At 38.4% G+C, this 20,903-nt stretch carries 19 protein-coding genes; 13 read left to right on the forward strand and 6 right to left on the reverse strand.

Going from position 1 to position 20,903, the window contains the following annotated elements; genetic code table 11:
• Nucleotides 1-101 precede the first annotated feature (101 nt).
• The gene (locus tag ABN256_RS15445; RefSeq protein WP_072070909.1) at nt 102-1,022 is read left to right on the forward strand and encodes a LysR family transcriptional regulator; all 921 of its coding nucleotides are present in this window, start codon (nt 102-104) and stop codon (nt 1,020-1,022) included.
• Here ABN256_RS15445 and ABN256_RS15450 read toward each other — a convergent pair.
• Nucleotides 999-1,925 (reverse strand): LysR family transcriptional regulator, encoded by a 927-nt coding sequence (locus tag ABN256_RS15450; protein WP_196553662.1) that lies wholly within the window; start codon nt 1,923-1,925, stop codon nt 999-1,001. The genes ABN256_RS15445 and ABN256_RS15450 overlap by 24 nt on opposite strands.
• A gap of 112 nt (nt 1,926-2,037) precedes the next feature.
• On the opposite strand from ABN256_RS15450, the gene lysA reads away from it, so the two are divergent.
• Complete coding sequence (gene lysA, locus ABN256_RS15455; protein WP_349439697.1) at nt 2,038-3,279, forward strand: diaminopimelate decarboxylase; 1,242 nt, start codon at nt 2,038-2,040, stop codon at nt 3,277-3,279.
• A gap of 112 nt (nt 3,280-3,391) precedes the next feature.
• Here the strand turns inward: lysA and fadE are convergent, their stop codons facing one another.
• Nucleotides 3,392-5,839: an acyl-CoA dehydrogenase FadE gene (gene fadE / locus ABN256_RS15460; protein WP_349439698.1), complete on the reverse strand. Its 2,448-nt coding sequence runs from the start codon at nt 5,837-5,839 to the stop codon at nt 3,392-3,394.
• A gap of 238 nt (nt 5,840-6,077) precedes the next feature.
• On the opposite strand from fadE, the gene lpcA reads away from it, so the two are divergent.
• Together lpcA and ABN256_RS15470 are read left to right on the forward strand one after the other, a co-directional pair.
• Nucleotides 6,078-6,656, forward strand: a complete 579-nt coding sequence (gene lpcA, locus ABN256_RS15465) for a D-sedoheptulose 7-phosphate isomerase (protein WP_072070905.1) — start codon at nt 6,078-6,080, stop codon at nt 6,654-6,656.
• Between the two features lie 56 nt (nt 6,657-6,712).
• Nucleotides 6,713-7,480 (forward strand): class II glutamine amidotransferase, encoded by a 768-nt coding sequence (locus ABN256_RS15470; RefSeq protein ID WP_196553665.1) that lies wholly within the window; start codon nt 6,713-6,715, stop codon nt 7,478-7,480.
• Here ABN256_RS15470 and ABN256_RS15475 read toward each other — a convergent pair.
• A complete protein-coding gene (locus ABN256_RS15475; protein ID WP_196553666.1) occupies nt 7,451-8,212 on the reverse strand; it encodes a L,D-transpeptidase family protein in 762 nt (253 codons plus the stop codon). The two genes, ABN256_RS15470 and ABN256_RS15475, sit on opposite strands and share 30 nt — an antisense overlap.
• Before the next feature lie 415 nt (nt 8,213-8,627).
• Here ABN256_RS15475 and ABN256_RS15480 point away from each other — a divergent pair, with 415 nt between their 5' ends.
• From ABN256_RS15480 to nqrM, 8 genes are all read left to right on the forward strand, one after another.
• A complete protein-coding gene (locus ABN256_RS15480; RefSeq protein WP_072070902.1) occupies nt 8,628-9,968 on the forward strand; it encodes a Na(+)-translocating NADH-quinone reductase subunit A in 1,341 nt (446 codons plus the stop codon).
• A gap of 3 nt (nt 9,969-9,971) precedes the next feature.
• Entirely contained in the window at nt 9,972-11,210 is a 1,239-nt protein-coding gene (locus tag ABN256_RS15485) for an NADH:ubiquinone reductase (Na(+)-transporting) subunit B (RefSeq protein WP_196553667.1), read from the forward strand.
• Nucleotides 11,203-11,991 carry a Na(+)-translocating NADH-quinone reductase subunit C gene (locus tag ABN256_RS15490; protein WP_196553668.1) on the forward strand — a complete coding sequence of 263 codons (789 nt, stop codon included), beginning with the start codon at nt 11,203-11,205 and terminating at the stop codon, nt 11,989-11,991. Before ABN256_RS15485 ends, ABN256_RS15490 begins: the two co-directional genes overlap by 8 nt.
• Nucleotides 11,984-12,613 (forward strand): NADH:ubiquinone reductase (Na(+)-transporting) subunit D, encoded by a 630-nt coding sequence (locus ABN256_RS15495; RefSeq protein WP_072070899.1) that lies wholly within the window; start codon nt 11,984-11,986, stop codon nt 12,611-12,613. Before ABN256_RS15490 ends, ABN256_RS15495 begins: the two co-directional genes overlap by 8 nt.
• Before the next feature lie 5 nt (nt 12,614-12,618).
• The gene (gene nqrE / locus ABN256_RS15500; RefSeq protein ID WP_006534792.1) at nt 12,619-13,215 is read left to right on the forward strand and encodes an NADH:ubiquinone reductase (Na(+)-transporting) subunit E; all 597 of its coding nucleotides are present in this window, start codon (nt 12,619-12,621) and stop codon (nt 13,213-13,215) included.
• Between the two features lie 16 nt (nt 13,216-13,231).
• Nucleotides 13,232-14,458, forward strand: a complete 1,227-nt coding sequence (gene nqrF, locus ABN256_RS15505; protein WP_072070898.1) for an NADH:ubiquinone reductase (Na(+)-transporting) subunit F — start codon at nt 13,232-13,234, stop codon at nt 14,456-14,458.
• Between the two features lie 80 nt (nt 14,459-14,538).
• Complete coding sequence (locus tag ABN256_RS15510; RefSeq protein WP_072070897.1) at nt 14,539-15,561, forward strand: FAD:protein FMN transferase; 1,023 nt, start codon at nt 14,539-14,541, stop codon at nt 15,559-15,561.
• 19 nt (nt 15,562-15,580) lie between these two features.
• Complete coding sequence (nqrM, locus tag ABN256_RS15515; RefSeq protein WP_197269465.1) at nt 15,581-15,808, forward strand: (Na+)-NQR maturation NqrM; 228 nt, start codon at nt 15,581-15,583, stop codon at nt 15,806-15,808.
• Nucleotides 15,809-15,956: 148 nt separating this feature from the next.
• On the opposite strand, the gene ABN256_RS15520 is transcribed toward nqrM, so the two are convergent.
• On the reverse strand, nt 15,957-16,169 hold the full coding sequence (locus ABN256_RS15520; protein ID WP_072070896.1) for a CsbD family protein: 213 nt from the start codon (nt 16,167-16,169) through the stop codon (nt 15,957-15,959).
• Nucleotides 16,170-16,261: 92 nt separating this feature from the next.
• Nucleotides 16,262-17,134: a glycerophosphodiester phosphodiesterase family protein gene (locus ABN256_RS15525; RefSeq protein ID WP_197269464.1), complete on the reverse strand. Its 873-nt coding sequence runs from the start codon at nt 17,132-17,134 to the stop codon at nt 16,262-16,264.
• 232 nt (nt 17,135-17,366) lie between these two features.
• On the opposite strand from ABN256_RS15525, the gene dinB reads away from it, so the two are divergent.
• Nucleotides 17,367-18,422, forward strand: coding sequence for a DNA polymerase IV (dinB, locus tag ABN256_RS15530; protein WP_196553670.1), 1,056 nt, complete (start codon nt 17,367-17,369; stop codon nt 18,420-18,422).
• A gap of 67 nt (nt 18,423-18,489) precedes the next feature.
• Here dinB and ABN256_RS15535 read toward each other — a convergent pair whose 3' ends face one another.
• Entirely contained in the window at nt 18,490-20,652 is a 2,163-nt protein-coding gene (locus ABN256_RS15535; protein ID WP_197269463.1) for a TonB-dependent siderophore receptor, read from the reverse strand.
• Nucleotides 20,653-20,903 lie beyond the last annotated feature (251 nt).

A 20,903-nucleotide genomic window follows, 5' to 3' on the forward strand; every position in this document is an offset into this window, starting at 1 on the left:
TGTTTTCTCCATAATGTTGTTGCTGACTATAATATGTTGCATAAAACAAGAGAAAAACCCCATTTCAGGCAATTAATTGTTGCGTAAATCGAGCAAATAAAATGGATAAAATAAAAGCATCAGAAGTTTTTGTGACTATTGTGAAGCAAGGTAGCATGATAAAAGCTGCTGATTATCTAGGCATGTCTAGAGCCATGGTAACTCGCTATTTAAATGAAATGGAGGAATGGGCGGGTGTTCGTTTATTGCATAGAACGACACGCAAACAGAGCTTAACATCTGTTGGTGAGATGGTTTATGAACAAAGTTTGCAATTATTAGAAATGGCAGAACGTATCCCTGCCAATATTCCTAAAGAGCGTCATCAAATTAGTGGGCTTGTTCGTATTACCAGTTCACAATCATTAGCAAATAGCATTTTATCTGTTGCTATTTGTGAGTTTATGCAGCGTTATCCTTTAATTGCTGTCGATTTACAAATTACTAATCAAACAGTGAATTTGGTGGAAGAACGCATTGATATTGCTTTGCGTATTACTAATCATCTTGAGCCTAATTTAATTGCGCGGCCGCTGGCAACATGCCTTTCTGTAGTATGTGCTCATAAAGATTATTTAGTAAAAAAAGGAATACCGAAAACACCGGATGATCTCGCTCAACATCAGTGTTTAACTTATCGTTTTTTTGGTCGTAGCTTGTGGGAATTCAATTTAGGAGATAAGCGTTATTCTGTGCCCGTTGGCGGTAATTTGAGTGCTAATGAATCCGTTGTGTTATTACAGGCAACATTAAAAGGAGCGGGGATATCATTACAGCCTTATTATTCAGCAAAACCTTATCTTGAAAGTGGAGAGTTAGAACACGTTTTAGCTGACTATCAAGCTCAACCTATGGGGATTTATGCTGTTTTAGCAAGTCGGCAAAATATGCCAGCTGCAGTACGTGTATTGCTCGATTTTCTTGTTGAATGGTTTTCATCCTCTTCACATTGGCTTGGTTTATCGGGTAAAGGCGAGCTTTAAGTGTGCAGGGTAATTCGCTAATGCACTTTTCATTACATCAATAAAATAGGAAACCAGTTGTGATGATGGGCGGTGAGATGGGCAAATTAAGCTTATAGTAAAAGGGATTGTAAAACTTAAAGGGCGAATACAAAGTGTTTTATTGAGGTAATCAAGAGCAGTAATAGGGTTAACAATTGAAATGCCGATATTTTCACTGACCATGGCGCAAATAGATGCAGCACTTTGTGTTTCCATGATTAATTGTCGCGTTATTCCTTCTTGAATAAAAACGGTATCAATGAGCTGTCGATAAGTATCATTAACAGATAAGCTGATAAAACGCTCGTTCTGAAAATCAGACGGGTGTAACAATGTTTTTTGACACAATGGATGTGACTTAGGTAAAACGGCAACTTCATTGAGTGTTAACAGTGTTTCTTGTCGAGTTCCTGCTGGTGTCTGGGTGTGTTCTGTTAATCCTAAATCATAATGTTGAGCTGATAGCCATTCTTCTAACAATGGTGATTCTTGAGGGACGATAGTTAAATTGACATCGGGATGTTGATCAATAAATTGACGACAAATAGAAGGCAGCAATGATTGAGCGAATGCAGGTAAACAAGTGATATTTAGTTCAGCTTGTCGAAAATGACGAATACTTTCAGCAACATTAATGATCCTATCTAAACCATAATAAGAGCGTTGCACTTCTTCAAAAAATCGTAATCCTTCTGCTGTGGGCTGAAGCCGACCTTTTATCCTGTCAAATAACTTAAATGATAATAAATGCTCAAGACGTGATAACTCTCGACTTACAGTAGGTTGTGAGGTTTTCAGTAATTCAGCTGCTTCAGTGAGATTTTGTGTCGTCATTACAGCATGAAATATTTCAATATGTCGCCAGTTAAAAGGAGCTTTCATTTATTATTCCTATATCACAGATGAATAGAGTGTAGCTTATTTGATATTTTTATTCCTTTTTAAGTTAATTAATAATCATTTTATTCACCAGTGACTTTTATGAGTAAATATTATGACAACATCAATCACTATGGCTCAATATCAACTCGCGCAAACGTATGGAACGCCATTATGGATTTATCAAGGCGATACAATTTCTGAACGTATTGCTCAACTAAAATCGTTTGATGTGGTTCGCTTTGCTCAAAAGGCTTGCTCAAATATTCATATCTTACGTTTAATGAAAGCGCAGGGGGTAAAAGTAGACTCGGTTTCATTAGGTGAAATTGAACGTGCTTTAGTGGCAGGTTATCAAGGCGGTAGAGAAAAAAGTGAGATTGTCTTTACTGCTGATTTATTGGATGAAAAAACTATTGAACGTGTTATTGAGTTAGATATTCCTGTTAATGCAGGTTCTATAGATATGCTTCGTCAATTAGGTGAACGCAATCAAGGGCATGCTGTTTGGATAAGAATCAACCCTGGATTTGGTCACGGACATAGCCAAAAAACTAATACAGGTGGTGAAAATAGTAAGCATGGTATTTGGTTCGATGATGTTCCTGAAGCATTATCTGTGATCCAACAATACAACCTAACTCTAGTTGGTTTTCATATGCATATTGGCTCAGGGGTCGATTATCAGCATCTATCAAGCGTTTGTGATGCAATGGTAGAACAAGTGCTTACCGCTAAGGTTGATATTCAAGCAATTTCAGCTGGTGGCGGATTATCAACGCCATATCAAGAAGGTGATGCTACGGTCGATTTAACTCACTATTTTTCGTTGTGGGATAAAGCACGTCAACGTATTGCACAACATCTTGGTCATGATATTGAGCTTGAAATCGAGCCGGGACGTTTCTTAGTGGCTGAGTCTGGTGTATTAGTTTCTCAAGTAAGAGCGGTTAAATCGATGGGAAGCCGTCACTATGTACTGGTGGATGCTGGATTTAGTGATTTAATGCGCCCTGCTATGTATGGAAGTTACCATCAAATTTCAGTTTTAGATAATCATGGGCAAATAAAGCCAATGATAGAATTACAAGAAACTATTGTTGCAGGCCCGCTTTGTGAATCGGGTGATGTTTTTACTCAGCAGGAAGGTGGCACAGTTACCCCTCGTTTGTTACCTCAAATTCAAGTGGGTGATTACATAATTATTCATGATACAGGGGCTTATGGCGCTTCAATGTCATCTAATTATAATAGTCGTCCTCTTATTCCAGAAGTATTAATAATAAAAGGGGCTTCTCAATTAATTCGACGCCGTCAAACCATAGAAGAATTATTAGCGTTGGAGTTAAATCTTTAATTAATCCTTTTTATTAGTCTTACTTTTATTGAAATAAAAACACCTCATGACTTATTTAGTTATGAGGTGTTTTGTTTTATTCAGCGGGTGATATGCCCTTCATATAAATAAACTAGGCTGCTTTATCTGTTTTAGTATCACTCGTTTTAGACTTTTTTGCGGGCACCGCCAGTGCATCAAAGTCAAACTCATCAACATTGATACTCCGTAAGCGACTTTGTTCAGCTTTACGTAAAATATCAGCCTCTTCTGGTGTCACTCGTTTATCTGCTAATGCTTTATCTGCTAACTTATCTAATTGAGTAAAACTGAATTTTTTCTCGTAGAGGCGACAAATGCGGTCGAAAATAGGTTCTGCTGCCAAAATATCAAGTAATGCTTCTTCCATTAAACCATGTGGATTGTGTTCACAAGGTGTTAAGAATTGGCCTCTACCAATACGATCGCGAGTTTCAGATGGTTGTTGAATAATTTGAGCCACTTTACTGTCTAGTTTATCAGATGGCAGTTTCTGCACTTTACCGAGAGGAAAAATAATGGCGCGCATAGTACCTGCGATCATTCGGCTCGGGAAATTACGTAACAGTTCATCAATTGCATTTTCAGCTTGGTATAGACACTCTTTCACACCCCAATGTACTAATGGCAAATCGGCAGTATGACGACCTTCATCTTCATAGCGTTTTAAGGTCGCAGAAGCGAGGAAGATATGGCTTAAAATATCACCCAAACGAGCAGAAATACGCTCACGACGTTTTAAACTTCCACCTAAAACCCCCATTGAAACATCAGATAATAAAGCCATATTGGCACTAAGGCGGTTAATTTGCTGATAGTAACGACGTGTTTCATCATTGGTTGGTGATGCACTTAAACGACCATTAGTGATACCTAACCAAATACTTCGTAAGGTGTTACTTGCAACATGCCCGATATGGCCAAATAAGGCTCGGTCAAAATCATGTAGATTGCTGTCACGTGCTGCGGCGATTTCATCTAACACATAAGGGTGGCAACGAATAGCACCTTGACCATAAATGATCATACTACGTGTTAAAATATTGGCACCTTCAACGGTGATCGCAATAGGCGAACCTTGATAAGAACGGGCAACAAAGTTTGAAGTTCCAAGGCAGATCCCTTTACCACCAACAATATCCATTGCATCAATAACACCACGTTGTGCTCTATGAGTACAATGATATTTGACGATAGCAGATAGAACGGCAGGTTTTTCCCCTAACATAATACCAGTGGTAATTAAGGTTGCAGCCGCATCTAAAAGATAAGCGTTACCAGCTAGACGTGCTAATGGCTCTTCAATACCTTCCATTTTACCAATAGGAATTTTGAATTGACGGCGTACACGAGAATAAGCGCCCGTTGCCATTGCCACACTTTTTAATCCACCGGTCGAGTTTGAAGGTAGAGTAATTCCACGACCAACAGAAAGGCACTCCACCAGCATTCTCCAGCCTTGTCCTGCCATTTTTGGCCCACCAATAATGTAATCAATAGGAACAAAAACATCTTTACCGCGAGTAGGGCCATTCATAAACGGAACGTTTAATGGGAAATGGCGGTGGCCAATTTCAACGCCTTTTACATAGGTGGGAATTAATGCACAGGTAATGCCAGGGTTTTCATCGTTACTTAAAAGATGTTCAGGATCACGCAATTTAAACGCCAATCCTAATACGGTTGCGATAGGTGCAAGGGTGATATAGCGCTTATTCCAATTTAAACGAATACCTAATATTTGCTCTCCTTGCCATTCTCCCATGCAAACGATACCACTGTCTGGGATCGCACCTGCATCAGAGCCAGCTTCAGGGCTGGTTAAAGCAAAGCAAGGAATTTCATCTCCCTTGGCTAAACCGGGTAAATAGCGTTTTTTCTGCTCATCGGTACCATAATGCTGAAGAAGTTCACCAGGGCCTAAAGAGTTAGGTACACCAACTGTGATAGCTAAAATACCAGATACTCCAGCCAACTTTTGCAATACACGAGATTGTGCATAGGCAGAAAACTCTAATCCGCCATACTCTTTTTTAATAATCATCGCAAAGAAGCGATTATCTTTCAGGTACTGCCAGATTTCAGGTGGTAAGTCAGCTAACTCATGAGTGATTTCAAAGTCATTTGTCATACGACAAACTTCTTCTACTGGACCATCAAGAAACGCTTGTTCTTCAGCGGTGAGTTGTGGTTTGGGATAATTATGCAATTGCTTCCAATCAGGAGCGCCACGGAAAAGCTCACCTTCCCACCATGTTGTACCTGCATCAATGGCTTCTTGTTCTGTTTTAGACATAGAAGGCATGACTTTTTGAAATGCTTTAAGTGCAGGAGCAGAAATATAGGTTTTACGAATAGACGGAAGTGTAAAGGGTAATAAAACTAATGCAACGGGAAGAAGTAGCCAGTAACTCCAAATATTGACTAGACCCATTACAAAAGTGTAAGCAATAAGGACAAGGCTACTTACCGCAATACCAGATTTGCGATAACTAAGTATGCCAATAAGAATAATGAAAAGTGCAATACTGAGTAGTGTCATAATAAACTCCTGTATTTAGCAAGAGATCAGAGGTCAGACCTGTTGTTTGTTATTTAGATCTAATCTAGTCACTAACTTTTATCAATATATTTACATTCTAATTACAATATAGCTCACAAATTATTCGTAAATGAGAGAAGTTAGCATTTGTCGGTAATGGGTATCTTCTTTCATGACATCGAATCCGTTACACTGAGAAACAGAAAATTTCGATTACCCTTTCTGGAGTAAAAATCCTATGTACCAAGATCTTATCCGTGGTGAGTTAACAGAAGCAGCAGATACCCTTTCTCGCTTTCTTCAAGATGATGCAAACATTGAAGCTATTCAAAAAGCAGCTGTATTATTAGCAGATTCGTTTAAGGCTGGTGGCAAAGTATTATCTTGTGGTAATGGTGGTTCTCATTGTGATGCAATGCATTTTGCTGAAGAGCTGACAGGGCGTTACCGTGAAAATCGTCCAGGTTATCCTGCCATTGCGATTTCTGATGTAAGCCATATTTCATGTGTGAGTAATGATTTTGGCTATGAATATGTATTTTCACGTTATGTTGAAGCTGTAGGTAGAGAAGGTGATGTTCTGCTGGGAATTTCAACTTCAGGTAACTCAGGCAATATCATCAAAGCGATTAGTGCTGCGCGTGAAAAAGGCATGAAAGTCATTACGCTAACGGGTAAAGACGGTGGCAAAATGGATGGAACTGCGGATATTGAAATTCGTGTTCCTCATTTTGGTTATGCTGATCGCATCCAAGAAATCCATATCAAAGTTATCCATATTCTGATCCAATTAATTGAAAAAGAAATGGAAAAGTAAGTCGTTATTGAGATTGCTATAAATCAGCAATAAACATCGACAAGAAGGAGTGAGCGATGTGTGAATTATTAGGCATGAGTGCAAATGTACCGACAGATATTAATTTTAGCCTAAGTGGGTTAATTCCAAGAGGGGGCAAAACTGGGCCTCATAAAGATGGTTGGGGAATTACCTTTTACGAAGGACTAGGGTGTCGCACATTTAAAGACCCTCAAGCCAGTGCTATTTCACCTGTCGCTCGCTTTGTTCAAGAATATCCGATTAAATCTGAGGCTGTCATTGCCCATATTCGTCAGGCGAATCGAGGAAATGTCTCTTTAGAAAACACCCATCCTTTTACCCGTGAATTATGGGGTAAAAACTGGACCTATGCACATAATGGTCAATTAAAAGGCTATCAATCTCTTGAAACAGGACGCTTTAGATCTATCGGTCAAACAGACAGTGAAAAAGCATTTTGTTGGATTTTAAATCAACTTGAAGAGCGTTATAAACGAACACCTGCTAATTGGCCGGCTGTGTTTCGTTTTATTGCTACTTTAGCCTCTCAATTAAGGCAAAAAGGGGTTTTTAATATGCTGTTATCCGATGGACGATTTGTTATGGCATATTGTTCAACAAATTTGCATTGGATCACGCGAAAAGCGCCTTTTGGAAAAGCAAAACTACTTGATCAAGATGTAGAAATTGATTTTCAGCAACATACACAATCAGATGATGTTGTTTCTGTTATTTCAACATTACCACTTACTGGAAATGAGTCTTGGCAACGTATTCCTGTGGGGGAGTTTGTATTATTTGATCGTGGTGTGCGTATCCTGTAGCCATTTACTTTCACTATTTTGTGATAAATTAAGGATGGCTTGATTAGGTACAATTGAGGTGCTATTAACAAGATAGTGTCCATCCTTAACAGTTACAGAAGGGATCTGTTTGCGCTCTTCGACATATTGATAGGCGGGCATAAGTTGTTGCCAGAAATCTATGTCCGTTGAATAGCGATGTTTCTTCATATTTTCGTTAGTCATTTTAAATGGGAAAATATGAATATTGATCACTGATTGTCCATTTTTCAGGGCTAGTTCAGCATACTGATAAATTTCATCCATAACTGAATCGGTCATTGCATAACAACCAACCGATTTACACGCTCCATGGATCATTAAAAAATCCCCTGTGTATCCTTTTGATTTATCGTATTGGTTAGGAAATCCTAGATTGATAGCTCGGTAAAATCGACTATTCGGATTTAATTGTGAAAAATTAACCTGATAAAAGCCTTCTGGACTTTTTAAATCACCTTGAAACTTTTTAGGGCCTAACCCACCAGAATAGCTACAGATGGGGTAAGTACGTACTTTTTCTAATTGCCCATCTAATTTTTCTGTATAAAGTTCAAGTAAGCTTTCTTCTTTGAAAATCTGAATATAGATAGGCTGTCCTGTACTTTTTTTAACAGGTTCCATTAGAAATCTTGAACTATTCTCGGCGTTAACTAATAAAGAAGTTAACATTAATGTTAAAAAACTGATTAGTTGTTTTGCGTGACTGGTCATGGTTTTATCAGAAAAATAGCTTAAAATTTGTTGATAAAGTAGATCGTAGATTGCTATGAAGCAATAAATTTGTAAATTAAAATCTGAGATGGTTTCTTTTCTATTACAAAATATTCTGTGTAAAATTTAAGCGATCGTCGAGAAAGATGATATTTTAATTCGGTTTATACGAGTTGTTAACGTTTCAGTCAAAATAATATTCCCATTTGCTTGAGCTAAATCACTCGAATAGTCAGACAGGGTTAGGCTGAGATGATAAAATTCAGGTCGGCAGAATAAGAGAAAATAGTAACAATTATCGGAGATAAATAACTTAAGGTTCAAAAACACCTTAAGATGTTTTTATTACAGAGTCGCTACATTTTCGGGGTGAATTTGTAGCTTAGGGTTTAACTGATAAACTTGTGCAAATCTTATGATTAAAATTAAAAAAGGACTCGACCTCCCAATTGCAGGAGCGCCTGCCCAAGTGATAGAAGACGGACCCGCGATTCAACGCGTAGCACTGCTAGGCGAAGAATATGTCGGTATGCGTCCTTCTATGATGGTTTCGGAAGGTGAGCATGTAAAAAAAGGGCAAATTCTTTTTGAAGATAAAAAGAATGCCGGTGTTGTTTTCACCAGCCCAGCTTGTGGTAAAGTCGTTGAAATTAACCGCGGTGAACGCCGTGTGTTCCAATCTATCGTGATAGAAATTGATGGCAACGAAGAAATTACCTTCAATCGCTATGATAGCGCTGCGTTGTCAGATTTGACCCGTGAACAGGTTGAAACCAACCTTGTTAAATCGGGCATGTGGACTGCGTTAAGGACTCGTCCTTACAGTCGTACTCCGCATTTAGGTACAACACCTGTTGCCATTTTTGTTTCTGCAATGGATACCAATCCACTTGCGGCTGATCCTATGGTTATTATTGAGCAAAATGAGAAGGCATTTAATGATGGCCTTGTTGTTTTAACCAGATTAACTGAAGGAAAGGTCTATGTTTGTCATGGCGAAAAATCACCTGCAAAATTAAATGACGGACAAATTAGCTATAACCAATTTTCTGGTCCTCACCCAGCAGGATTGGTAGGTACTCACATTCATTTCTTAGAGCCTGTCAGTGCTAAGAAAATGGTTTGGCATTTAAATTACCAAGATGTGATTGCTATTGGTTACTTGTTTACAACAGGTTCTTTATACACTGAACGCGTCGTTGCATTAGCCGGCCCTCAAGTAAAAGCACCGCGTTTAGTGCGTACTTGTTTAGGGGCTGATCTCTATGAGTTAACCAAAGATCAATTAGTTGATGATGAAAACCGCATTATTTCTGGCTCTGTGTTATGGGGATGGAAATCTGATGAGGCTCATCACTATTTAGGTCGTTTCCATAATCAAGTTTCTGTATTACGAGAAGGTCGTGATAAAGAGTTATTTGGTTGGGGTATGCCGGGTAGCGATAAATTTTCTATCACTCGTACAACTATCGGTCACTTCCTAAAAAATAAACGCTTTGCTTTTACAACTTCAATGAATGGTGGCGAACGTTCAATGGTACCAATTGGTAACTATGAGCGTGTTATGCCATTAGACATTATGGCAACGCATTTATTACGTGATTTAGTTGTAGGTGATACAGACAGTTCGCAAGCATTAGGTTGTTTGGAATTGGATGAAGAAGATTTGGGATTATGTACTTATGTTTGCCCAAGCAAATATGAGTATGGCCCAGCACTGCGCCAAGTATTGACCAAAATTGAGCAGGAAGGGTAACTCATGGGTTTGAAAAATTTATTTGAAAAAGTAGAGCACCATTTTGAGCCCGGTGGCAAATTAGCAAAATGGTACGTACTTTATGAGGCTGTGACCACAGTATTTTATACGCCAGGCACAGTAACGCGTAATGGTGGACATGTTCGTGACACTATCGATCTAAAACGCATGATGATCTTGGTTTGGTTAGCCGTTTTTCCAGCAATGTTTTGGGGAATGTATAATGTCGGCCACCAAGCGATCCCTGCACTGAATCAGTTATATAGTGGCGTAGAATTACAGCAAATCATCGCTTCCGACTGGCATTATCGCCTTGCGCAATACCTTGGTGCATCATTAGCAACGGATGCAGGTTGGGGAAGTAAGATGTTACTTGGTGCAACTTACTTTTTACCTATTTATCTTGTTGTTTTTGCGGTTGGTGGGTTTTGGGAAGTACTTTTTGCTTTCATTCGTGGGCATGAAATTAACGAAGGTTTCTTTGTTACATCCATACTGTTTGCTTTGATTGTACCGCCAACGCTACCACTTTGGCAGGCTGCACTAGGTATTACGTTTGGTGTTGTTATCGCAAAAGAAATTTTTGGTGGTACAGGTCGTAACTTCTTGAACCCAGCATTAGCGGGTCGTGCATTCCTGTTCTTTGCTTATCCAGCTCAAATTTCAGGTGATCTGGTTTGGACTGCTGCTGATGGTTTCTCGGGTGCAACACCATTGTCACAATGGTCTGTATCAGGTGAAAGCGCATTATTAAACACAGTTACCCAACAACCTATCTCTTGGATGGATGCTTTTCTGGGATATATTCCAGGTTCGATTGGTGAAGTTTCAACGCTGATGATCTTAATTGGTGGTGCTGTCATTCTCTTTGCTCGTATCGCTTCATGGCGTATCGTTGCAGGAGTAATGGTAGGCATGATCGTGATGTCATATCTGTTTAATTTTATCGGTTCAGATACCAATCCTCTCTTCTCAATGCCTTGGCACTGGCACCTTGTTTTAGGTGGTTTTGCGTTTGGTATGATGTTTATGGCAACAGATCCAGTATCTGCATCATTTACTGATAAAGGTAAATGGGCTTACGGTATTTTGATTGGCGTAATGGCTGTGCTTATTCGTGTCGTCAATCCGGCTTACCCAGAAGGAATGATGCTGGCAATCTTATTCGCAAACTTATTTGCACCACTGTTCGATTATGTGGTTGTTCAGGCGAATATTAAGCGGAGAAAAGCTCGTGGCTAAAGAGAAAAACAAAGATAGCGTCGCAAGAACGTTTCTCGTTGTATTTATTCTGTGTCTTGTGTGTTCCGTCGTAGTAGCAGGGGCCGCGGTTGGACTTAAGTCTAAACAAGAAGAACAAAAACTTCTTGATAAACAACGTAATATTCTTGATGTTGCTGGATTGCTTGTACCTAAAATGAGCGCAACAGATGTATTGAAAGTGTATGACACTCGTATTAAAGCAAAAATTGTTAATTTTCAGACAGGTGAACTGACTGATAGTAAAGGTAATTTTGATTTAAATACGGCATTACGTAGTGACGATACTTCAATTGCACTATCACCGGCAGATGATTTTGCCAAAATTCGCCGACGTTCAAATACAGCAGAAGTGTATTTTGTCCTTGATGAGCAAGGTAAAACAACAGAAGTCGTACTACCTGTCTATGGTTCAGGTTTATGGTCTGTGATGTATGCTTTTATAGCGGTTGATATTGATGGTGTAACCTCCAAAGGTATTACTTATTATGCTCATGGTGAAACGCCCGGTTTAGGGGGAGAGGTTGACAATCCACAGTGGAAAGCACAATGGAAAGGTAAGCGTCTAATCAATGAGGAAGGCGTACCTGCTATCAAGATTGTACGTAGTGGCGCTGCTTCTGGTAATCCTTATGGTATTGATGGACTTTCTGGTGCGACACTGACCTCAAATGGCATCCAGCATATGTTCGACTTCTGGTTAGGTGAAAAAGGTTTCGGCCCATTCCTGAAAAAAGTACGTGAAGGAGAAATCAATGGCTGATACAAAAGAAATTAAACGCGTTTTACTTGGACCATTGTTAGATAACAACCCTATTGCTTTACAGGTATTGGGTGTGTGTTCTGCACTGGCTGTAACAACAAAACTTGAAACGGCATTCGTGATGACAATTGCTGTAACACTGGTTACTGCATTCTCAAGTTTCTTTATTTCACTAATTCGTAATTACATACCAAGTAGCGTTCGTATTATTGTTCAAATGGCGATTATTGCTTCATTAGTTATCGTTGTTGACCAAATTTTGCAAGCTTATGCGTATGAAATCTCTAAGCAACTTTCTGTTTTCGTTGGCCTTATCATTACTAACTGTATCGTTATGGGACGAGCAGAAGCTTATGCAATGAAATCACCACCGATTGAAAGTTTTATGGATGGTATTGGTAATGGCTTAGGGTATGGCGCTATCTTGATCCTTGTCGGATTTTTACGTGAGCTTTTCGGTTCTGGTAAATTATTTGGCATTACCGTGATGGAATCTATCCAGAATGGTGGCTGGTATCAGCCTAACGGTTTATTCCTGTTAGCACCAAGTGCATTCTTTATCATTGGCTTGCTAATTTGGGGATTACGTACATTAAAACCTGCACAGGTTGAAGAGGACTAATCGCCATGGAACATTATATAAGCCTGTTTGTTCGTGCTGTTTTTATTGAGAATATGGCGCTCGCGTTTTTCTTAGGGATGTGTACATTCCTCGCTGTATCTAAAAACGTAAAAACGGCATTTGGATTAGGTATCGCTGTTACTGTTGTTCTAGGTCTTTCTGTACCACTGAATAACTTGGTTTACAACTATGTGTTACGTGATAATGCATTAATGGAAGGTGTCGATTTAAGTTTCTTAAACTTTATCACTTTCATTGGTGTGATAGCCGCACTGGTACAAATCCTAGAGATGATTTTAGACCGTTATTTCCCTGCGCTGTATAACGCATTAGGGATCTTCTTGCCTCTTATTACCGTTAACTGCGCCATTTTCGGTGGTGTGTCATTTATGGCACAACGTGACTATAACTTTAGTGAATCTATTGTTTATGGTTTCGGCTCTGGAATTGGTTGGATGTTAGCCATCGTATTGTTGGCTTCTATCCGTGAGAAAATGAAGTACGCGGATGTACCGGCAGGTATGAAAGGATTAGGCGTTACTTTTGTCACCACAGGGTTGATGGCATTAGGTTTCATGTCCTTCTCTGGTGTTCAGCTATAAAGGGTGAGAAGAACTCATGGATATAATTATTCTAGGTGTCGTGATGTTTACCCTGATTGTATTGGTATTAACAGCGTTGATTTTGTTCGCAAAATCAAAACTGGTCAATACAGGGGATATTTCAGTTGAGGTCAATGGAGACCCAGACAAAAGCTTTAATGCACCAGCAGGTGATAAATTACTAAACGTATTATCAAACGAAGGTATTTTTATTTCATCGGCTTGTGGTGGCGGTGGCTCTTGTGGCCAGTGTCGCGTTAAAGTGCTTGAGGGGGGCGGTGATATTCTGCCGACAGAACTTTCGCATATTAACAAGCGTGAAGCTAAAGAGGGTTGTCGTTTAGCCTGTCAGGTCAACGTAAAAAACAACCTTAAGTTAGAATTACCAGAAGAAATCTTCGGTGTTAAAAAATGGGAATGTGAAGTTATCTCAAACGATAACAAAGCAACTTTCATTAAAGAATTAGTATTAAAAATTCCTGAAGGTGAAGTTGTACCTTTCCGTGCAGGTGGATTTATTCAGATCGAATGTCCACCTCACACCGTGCGTTATGAAGATTTTGATGTGCCAGAAGAGTATCGTGAAGACTGGGATAAATTTAACTTGTTCCGCTACGTTTCTGATGTAAAAGAAACCACAGTACGTGCTTACTCAATGGCAAACTATCCTGAAGAGCATGGCATTATCATGTTAAACGTGCGTATTGCGACACCACCACCACGTAATCCTGATGTACCACCAGGAATAATGTCGTCATACATTTGGTCATTAAAGCCAGGTGATAAAGTGACAATTTCAGGGCCATTTGGTGAATTCTTCGCTAAAGAAACTGATGCAGAGATGATCTTTATTGGTGGTGGTGCAGGTATGGCACCAATGCGCTCACACATTTTTGATCAGTTAAAACGCTTACATTCTAAACGTAAAATTAGCTTCTGGTATGGTGCTCGTTCTGTGCGTGAAATGTTCTACACTGAAGACTTCGATATGCTTGCAAAAGAAAACGAAAACTTCACATGGAATGTCGCACTTTCAGATGCTTTACCTGAAGATAACTGGACGGGATATACTGGATTTATTCACAATGTGTTGTTTGAGAATTACCTCAAAAATCATCCAGCACCAGAAGATTGTGAATTCTATATGTGTGGACCGCCAGTAATGAACGCTGCTGTTATTAAAATGCTCAAAGATTTAGGCGTTGAAGATGAAAACATTATGCTGGATGACTTTGGCGGTTGATCCTAACCTCCCATAAAGCATAAATGAATGAAATGACAAGCGCCCACTTATGTGGGCGCTCATGATCAGAAGAGAAAGTTATGTTAAAAAGAAAGATGATAAATTGGATAGTGATGCTGTCTGCTTTAGTTCTATTGTCTGCATGTGGTGAAAAACAGCAGGTATTAGAAGGCGAAACAATGGGAACTTATTACTCGATTAAATATGTCCCCGATAGTAATTCACCTCCACAAAACGTCTTACAAACAGAGATCGATCGTATTCTTGAAGAAGTTAACGATCAAATGTCAACATATCGTCCTCATTCTGAATTGAGTCGTTTCAATCAAAGTCGTGAAATTAATACACCATTCCCTGTTTCGCCTGCGACTGCTAAAGTAGTGAGTGAAGCCATTCGTATTAATAAAATTACGAACGGTGCTTTAGATGTAACCGTTGGGCCGTTAGTAAATTTATGGGGATTTGGACCAGAAGGTCGATTTACTCACCAACCTTCTGAAGATGAATTAGCAAAGCGTAAACAGTGGATTGGTATTGATTACCTCGCTGTTGAAGGAAATATGCTGATCAAGAAGATCCCTGAGCTTTATGTCGATCTCTCTTCTATTGCTAAAGGCTATGGTGTCGATGCTGTCGCTGAGTATTTAATATCACAGAATATCACTAATTATATGGTTGATATTGGTGGTGAAGTAAGAACACAAGGCGTAAATGGCAATGACAAGCTTTGGCGTATAGCGATTGAGAAACCAGCTAATGATGGTACAAAACAGAGTGTTCAGTTAATTATTGAACCGGGTGATAATTCAATTGCAACCTCTGGTGATTATCGTAACTACTTTGAAGAAAACGGTGTCCGTTATTCTCATACTATTGACCCAACTACAGGTCATCCTATTAAACATAACCTTGTTTCTATTACTGTGATTGTCCCCACTTGCATGAGTGCTGATGGCCTTTCTACAGGATTGAATGTTTTAGGACCTGAAAAGGGGTTAGAAGTAGCAAATGAACTAAATATTCCTGTCTTTATGATAGTGAAAACTGAAAATGGGTTTGAAGAGCGCTATAGTAAAGCGTTCGCCCCGTTCTTGAAAAAATAGAATTTAAGGAGAGAAGGTTATGTTAAAAATATTTCTTTTTGCCTTCATCTTATTCTTGATTGCCTTCTTTGGAATGGCGTTAGGATATATTGTAAAGCGTAAAAGCCTTCAAGGTAGTTGCGGTGGTTTAGGGGCTATGGGTATAGAAAAAGAGTGTGATTGTCCTGAACCTTGTGATGCACGTAAAAAACGTATGGCAAAAGAGTCCGCACGAGAAGAGTTACTGAAAAAGAATCGAATTATTTAATAATAAAAATATATTTAGATAAAAAAAGAGTGATGGGCTTTAATTACCATCACTCTTTTTTATTCATTCTAAAAATATAAGTATTCTAAAAAAAGTTTTTAATAGAATAGAAGTAGGATAATAAAAAGTGAACTCTTGCGTTAAAGGTTCACTTCCATGGATAAGGGTTTTGCCCCTCCCATTCTAAAACTTCTTTTTTGGCTTCTTCATAGGAATAGTCATAATGTTCTTGAAGTTTACCAATGAGTTGCTCTCGTGTACCTTCGATAATATCAAGTTCATCATGGGTGATCTTCCCCCATTTTTCTTTTACTTTTCCTTTGAATAAATTCCAATCACCAGAAATTTTATTGTTTAACATTTTATTCCTCCTTACTTATTTCTATCGGATAACACTATTAAGTGTAGAAGAGAATAAAGTGAATATAAAAGTGAAAGCTTAAATAGAGTTATTTACTCTTTTCTAAATTCTTTCATTTTAGCTGGAGAGTCAACCATGACGGCATCAGCACCTAATTCGGTAGCTTGAATATAATCTTTTTCGGTGTTGATACCAAAAAGAACAATATGGGCATTGCCACCAGCACGAAAACATGACATAGCATCCTTATCCCAACTAAGAACAGAAGCTGATCGCGCCTCACCTAGAGTATATTTTTCAACAACTTCTACTTTTCTATGTAATTCAAGCCCATACCAACGAGTAATATCTAGGTTTTCAGGCAATAAGCAAACGTGACTCATAGTAATATTGGCGAGGATATCGCGAGTAATATCACGACTTTCAAAATGCTCTACATTAGTCGGGAGTGCTTCAAGAAAGGCAGTGTTAGTGGAATAAACACGGGTTCTATCAAGTGCATTATGCTTACTGAGAACTGTAGCTAATGCTTCACCTTGAATAACGGGATCAGCATCAGGTGATTTTAAATCAAGATAAAATTGAGTAGTGGGAAATTGAGTTAAAATTTCATCTAAGGTAGGAATAGTGATCCCTTTATTTCGATAAGGATATTGCTGTGCTTCTCCGAATTTATAGCCAGCATCCCATTGTTTAAGTTGCTGTGCTGTAAATTCAGAAATAGTGCCTTGTCCATTTGTTAAGCTTTTTAAGTCACTAGGACGGTAAAGTACAGGAATGTTATCTTTTGATAATTGAATAGTGATCCAAATTGCATCAGCTTGATTAGAGAGTGCTGTTTTTATAGCAATTTCAGTATTTTCTGGGGCATCAGCTGTGCCACCACGATGTGCGATAATTTTAGGAGATGCCATAAGAATTACAGAATAAAAAAAGAGAGAAATAGCAATAAATAATTTGATCATGAAAAATTATTTCCTTGTTTTATATGTAGTTACAAAACAATTTTTAAAGTAAATGTAATTAATCAACAAGCAAAAATAATCTAACATCACTTTGTGACAATTCTATAAATAAACAGACTAATTCAGATTTTTATGAGAAATACACCTCGTTAGAGGGAGTCAAGAGTGAATAAAAATTGTAGTTAATATGTATTTACTGTATATTTAAACAGTTAATAGATGAGGTAATTGTATGCGTAAAATTATTCATGTTGATATGGATTGTTTTTATGCTGCGATTGAGATGCGTGATAATCCAGCACTAAAAGAGATCCCAATTGCGGTTGGTGGAAATGCCTCTAGCCGAGGTGTTGTCTGTACTGCAAATTATCCTGCACGTCGTTTTGGTGTCCGTAGTGCTATGTCAACCGCGACAGCATTGAAGCTATGCCCTCATTTAAAAGTATTGCCTGGCAGAATGGCTCTGTATAAAGAAACTTCAACGAAGATCAGGCAGATATTTTCTCGATATACTCATCTTATTGAACCTCTTTCACTTGATGAAGCTTATCTTGATGTCTCTGAAAGCAAGCTTTGTCATGGCTCTGCAACGCTGATGGCTCAAGAAATACGCCAACAAATTTTTGATGAATTAAATCTCACTGCATCCGCAGGCATTGCACCAATTAAATTTCTGGCAAAAATTGCTTCTGATATTAATAAACCTAACGGACAATTTGTTATTACTCCTGAGCAAGTTGATGATTTTATTTTGAAATTACCGCTTAATAAAATACCAGGAGTAGGTAAGGTAACATTTGCACGCTTGCAAGAAATGGGGTTAGAAACTTGTGCTGATATTCGTCGTACAGATGTTATTTCTTTGGTAAAAGCATTAGGAAAGTTTGGACAAAACCTTTGGGAACGTAGTCATGGTATTGATGAGCGAGAAATTAACCCCGATAGACTTAGAAAATCGGTAGGTGTTGAACGGACGTTTGCCCACGATATTAATTCATGGGATGACTGCTTAGTATTACTTGATGGGTTGTATCACGAATTAGAAAAAAGACTCACAAAGGTTAAACCCGATCTAAGGATCGCAAGGCAAGGCGTTAAGCTAAAATTTGATGATTTTCAGTTAACGACGCAAGAGCATACTCATCCTATTTTAGAAAAAGCCGATTTAATAGATATCGCTTATCAAGCATGGCATGAACGCCGAAATGGCCGAGGTGTACGATTAATCGGATTTCATGTCACTTTGCAAGATCCACAAATAGAACGACAACTTCTTTTAGCGCTATAAGAATTAAAAACCATAGCCGATCAATAGATTGGCTATGGCTAACGTAGTTAATTTATTCTATATGATCTTACCAGCGATAATTCATCGTTGCTGTCATTGTTCTACCTATTCCATAAAAGCATGCGGTATCACCAGCACAAGATGCAACATAATGTTTATTCGCAATATTATTCATATTTAATTGGATCTCAGCCCCTTTTAAAGAAGGTGATAATTCATCTAAAGAATAACCGATCATCGCATCATACAAGGTTACCGCAGGGACACTGATTGTATTTTTGGTATCACCTTGAGATACACCTACATATCTCACGCCAAAACCCGCTTTAGCCCCATTAAATAGCCCTGAGGTTTCATCATATTGACCCCAAAATGATGCCATATGCTTAGGAACTCTAGGTAACTCTTTTCCTTGCGTTCCTGAAATAATGGTTTTTTTGACCTCTGTATCGGTGTAAGCATAGCTACTGATCAATGAGATATTTTCAGTTAATTGGCTATTAATTTGTGCTTCAATACCACGGCTTCTAATTTCACCAACAGGCTCAAAATAGGCTTTTTCGGCATTATAGTTAGTAACATTACGTTGTTGTAACTGATAAATAGAGAGCGTTGCTAATGTTTGCTGATTTGGTGTGAGGTATTTAATACCCGCTTCTAATTGGCGTCCTTCACTTGGCTCAAATGGCGCACTACCCGGTGCTCTACGGGTTTGTAAATTAGGCTCAAAAGAGGTGCTGTAACTTATATAAGGTGAAATACCATTATCAAAAGCATATAAAAGACCAGCACGACCCGTTAGTTTATTATCATTTTGCTGATCATATGTGGTTGCTAAGAAGTCATGAGTTCGTACTTGCGCCCAGTCTTGGCGTAAACCTGCAAGTAATATCCAATTTTGCCATTGGATCTGATCTTGTAGATATAACCCGATTTGATCGCGTTTTTGCAACTGATCGGTTGCAGATTTTTGTAAGCTCATATTAATCGGATAATTATAATTAGGATCACGCCAATCCAAGTCGTACTCTGAGCCCATAGCTCGGCGTAAATTATCTTGATCTTTACTCCATTGATAATCAATACCCACAATCACAGTATGATTAAGTTTTGCAGTAGTAAAATCAGATTGTAAACGTGTATCTATTCCTAAAGTATCCGTTTTACGTTGTTCTTGTTGAGCTCTACGTTCGAGCACATAAGGATTGTCTTTTCTTAATGAGCCGAAAACAAGGTATTTATATTTTTGATTAATATGACTATAACGAGCATTTTGTATTATTTTGAGTGAGTCACTAAATTCATGTTCAAATTCATAGCCTACGCCATATTGTTGACGCCACGATTGGTGATAATCAGGATTGTTTACATCGAAATCAAAAGGAATAGTGCCTTCAGGTGTTTTTTTCACCGTACCATAAGCGGGTAAAAAGTTACGATAACCCGCTTCAGGCTCTTGCTGAATAAAGCTTAATAACGTTAAACGTGTTTGTTCATTAGGTAAAAAAGTAATAGCGGGAGCGAGGGCAAAACGCTCTTCTTTATAGTTTTTTATTTGAGTGTGTTGTGTTTTGGCAATACCATTTAGGCGATAAAGAATACGATTGTCATCACTTAATGCACCTGAAAAGTCGAATGCAGTTTCTGCCAATTTATCATTTCCAGCTCGTACTTGAATGTGGCGAATAGACGTTGCTGTGGGTCTTTTACTTGTCATTGCAACAAGGCCACCCGGGTTTACTTGGCCATAAAGAACAGATGCAGGCCCCCTAACAACTTCAACGCGCTCTAATAACCATGGATCAAGTGCCCCTGTTGATGATGAAGCTCCCATACCATAGCTTAAACCATCTAAGAAACGAGGTGCATAACTGTATCCACGAATAAAAACCTCGTCATTACGATTAGAACTTCCTCGATATTCGGTGAAAACACCCGGTGTATAGCGCAATGCTTGTGAAACGGAACTGACATCTTGCGCATCCATCTGATCACGAGTAATAACCGTAATAGATTGTGGCGTTTTTTCAATTTCAGTTGGTGTTTTATTTGTTGATAGTGTTTTTGTGGCAATAAAACCTGAAACAGGAGATTGTGGATCTTGTGATGGTTCAGCGGTGACAATTATCTTTTCAGATGTATTTTGATTAACTGTCGCATGAATTTGAACAGAGAGTAAACTTAAAGGTAAGGCGAGAATAACGCTAGCAACACAATTTTTGTTAGACACAATAGAACCCTTTGAATTTTTATTTTTTAATTTGAAATGCGGAAGGCATGAAAATATCACTCAATAAATATTAATGCTAATGATAATGATTAGCATTCTATAAATTGTATTTGTTAAGATTGTTTGTTTATTCCAAAATGGAATAAGACAGAGAGATATTTGTTTTATAAGGAATAAATTATGATACTTAAGGGAAATAGAGTGTGTATGGAGAGATAAATTATTTCTTTATGATAGCGTTAATAACAAAA

The sequence above is a fragment of the Proteus sp. fly-1008 genome, from assembly GCF_040140305.1.
GTDB lineage: Bacteria > Pseudomonadota > Gammaproteobacteria > Enterobacterales > Enterobacteriaceae > Proteus > Proteus vulgaris_B.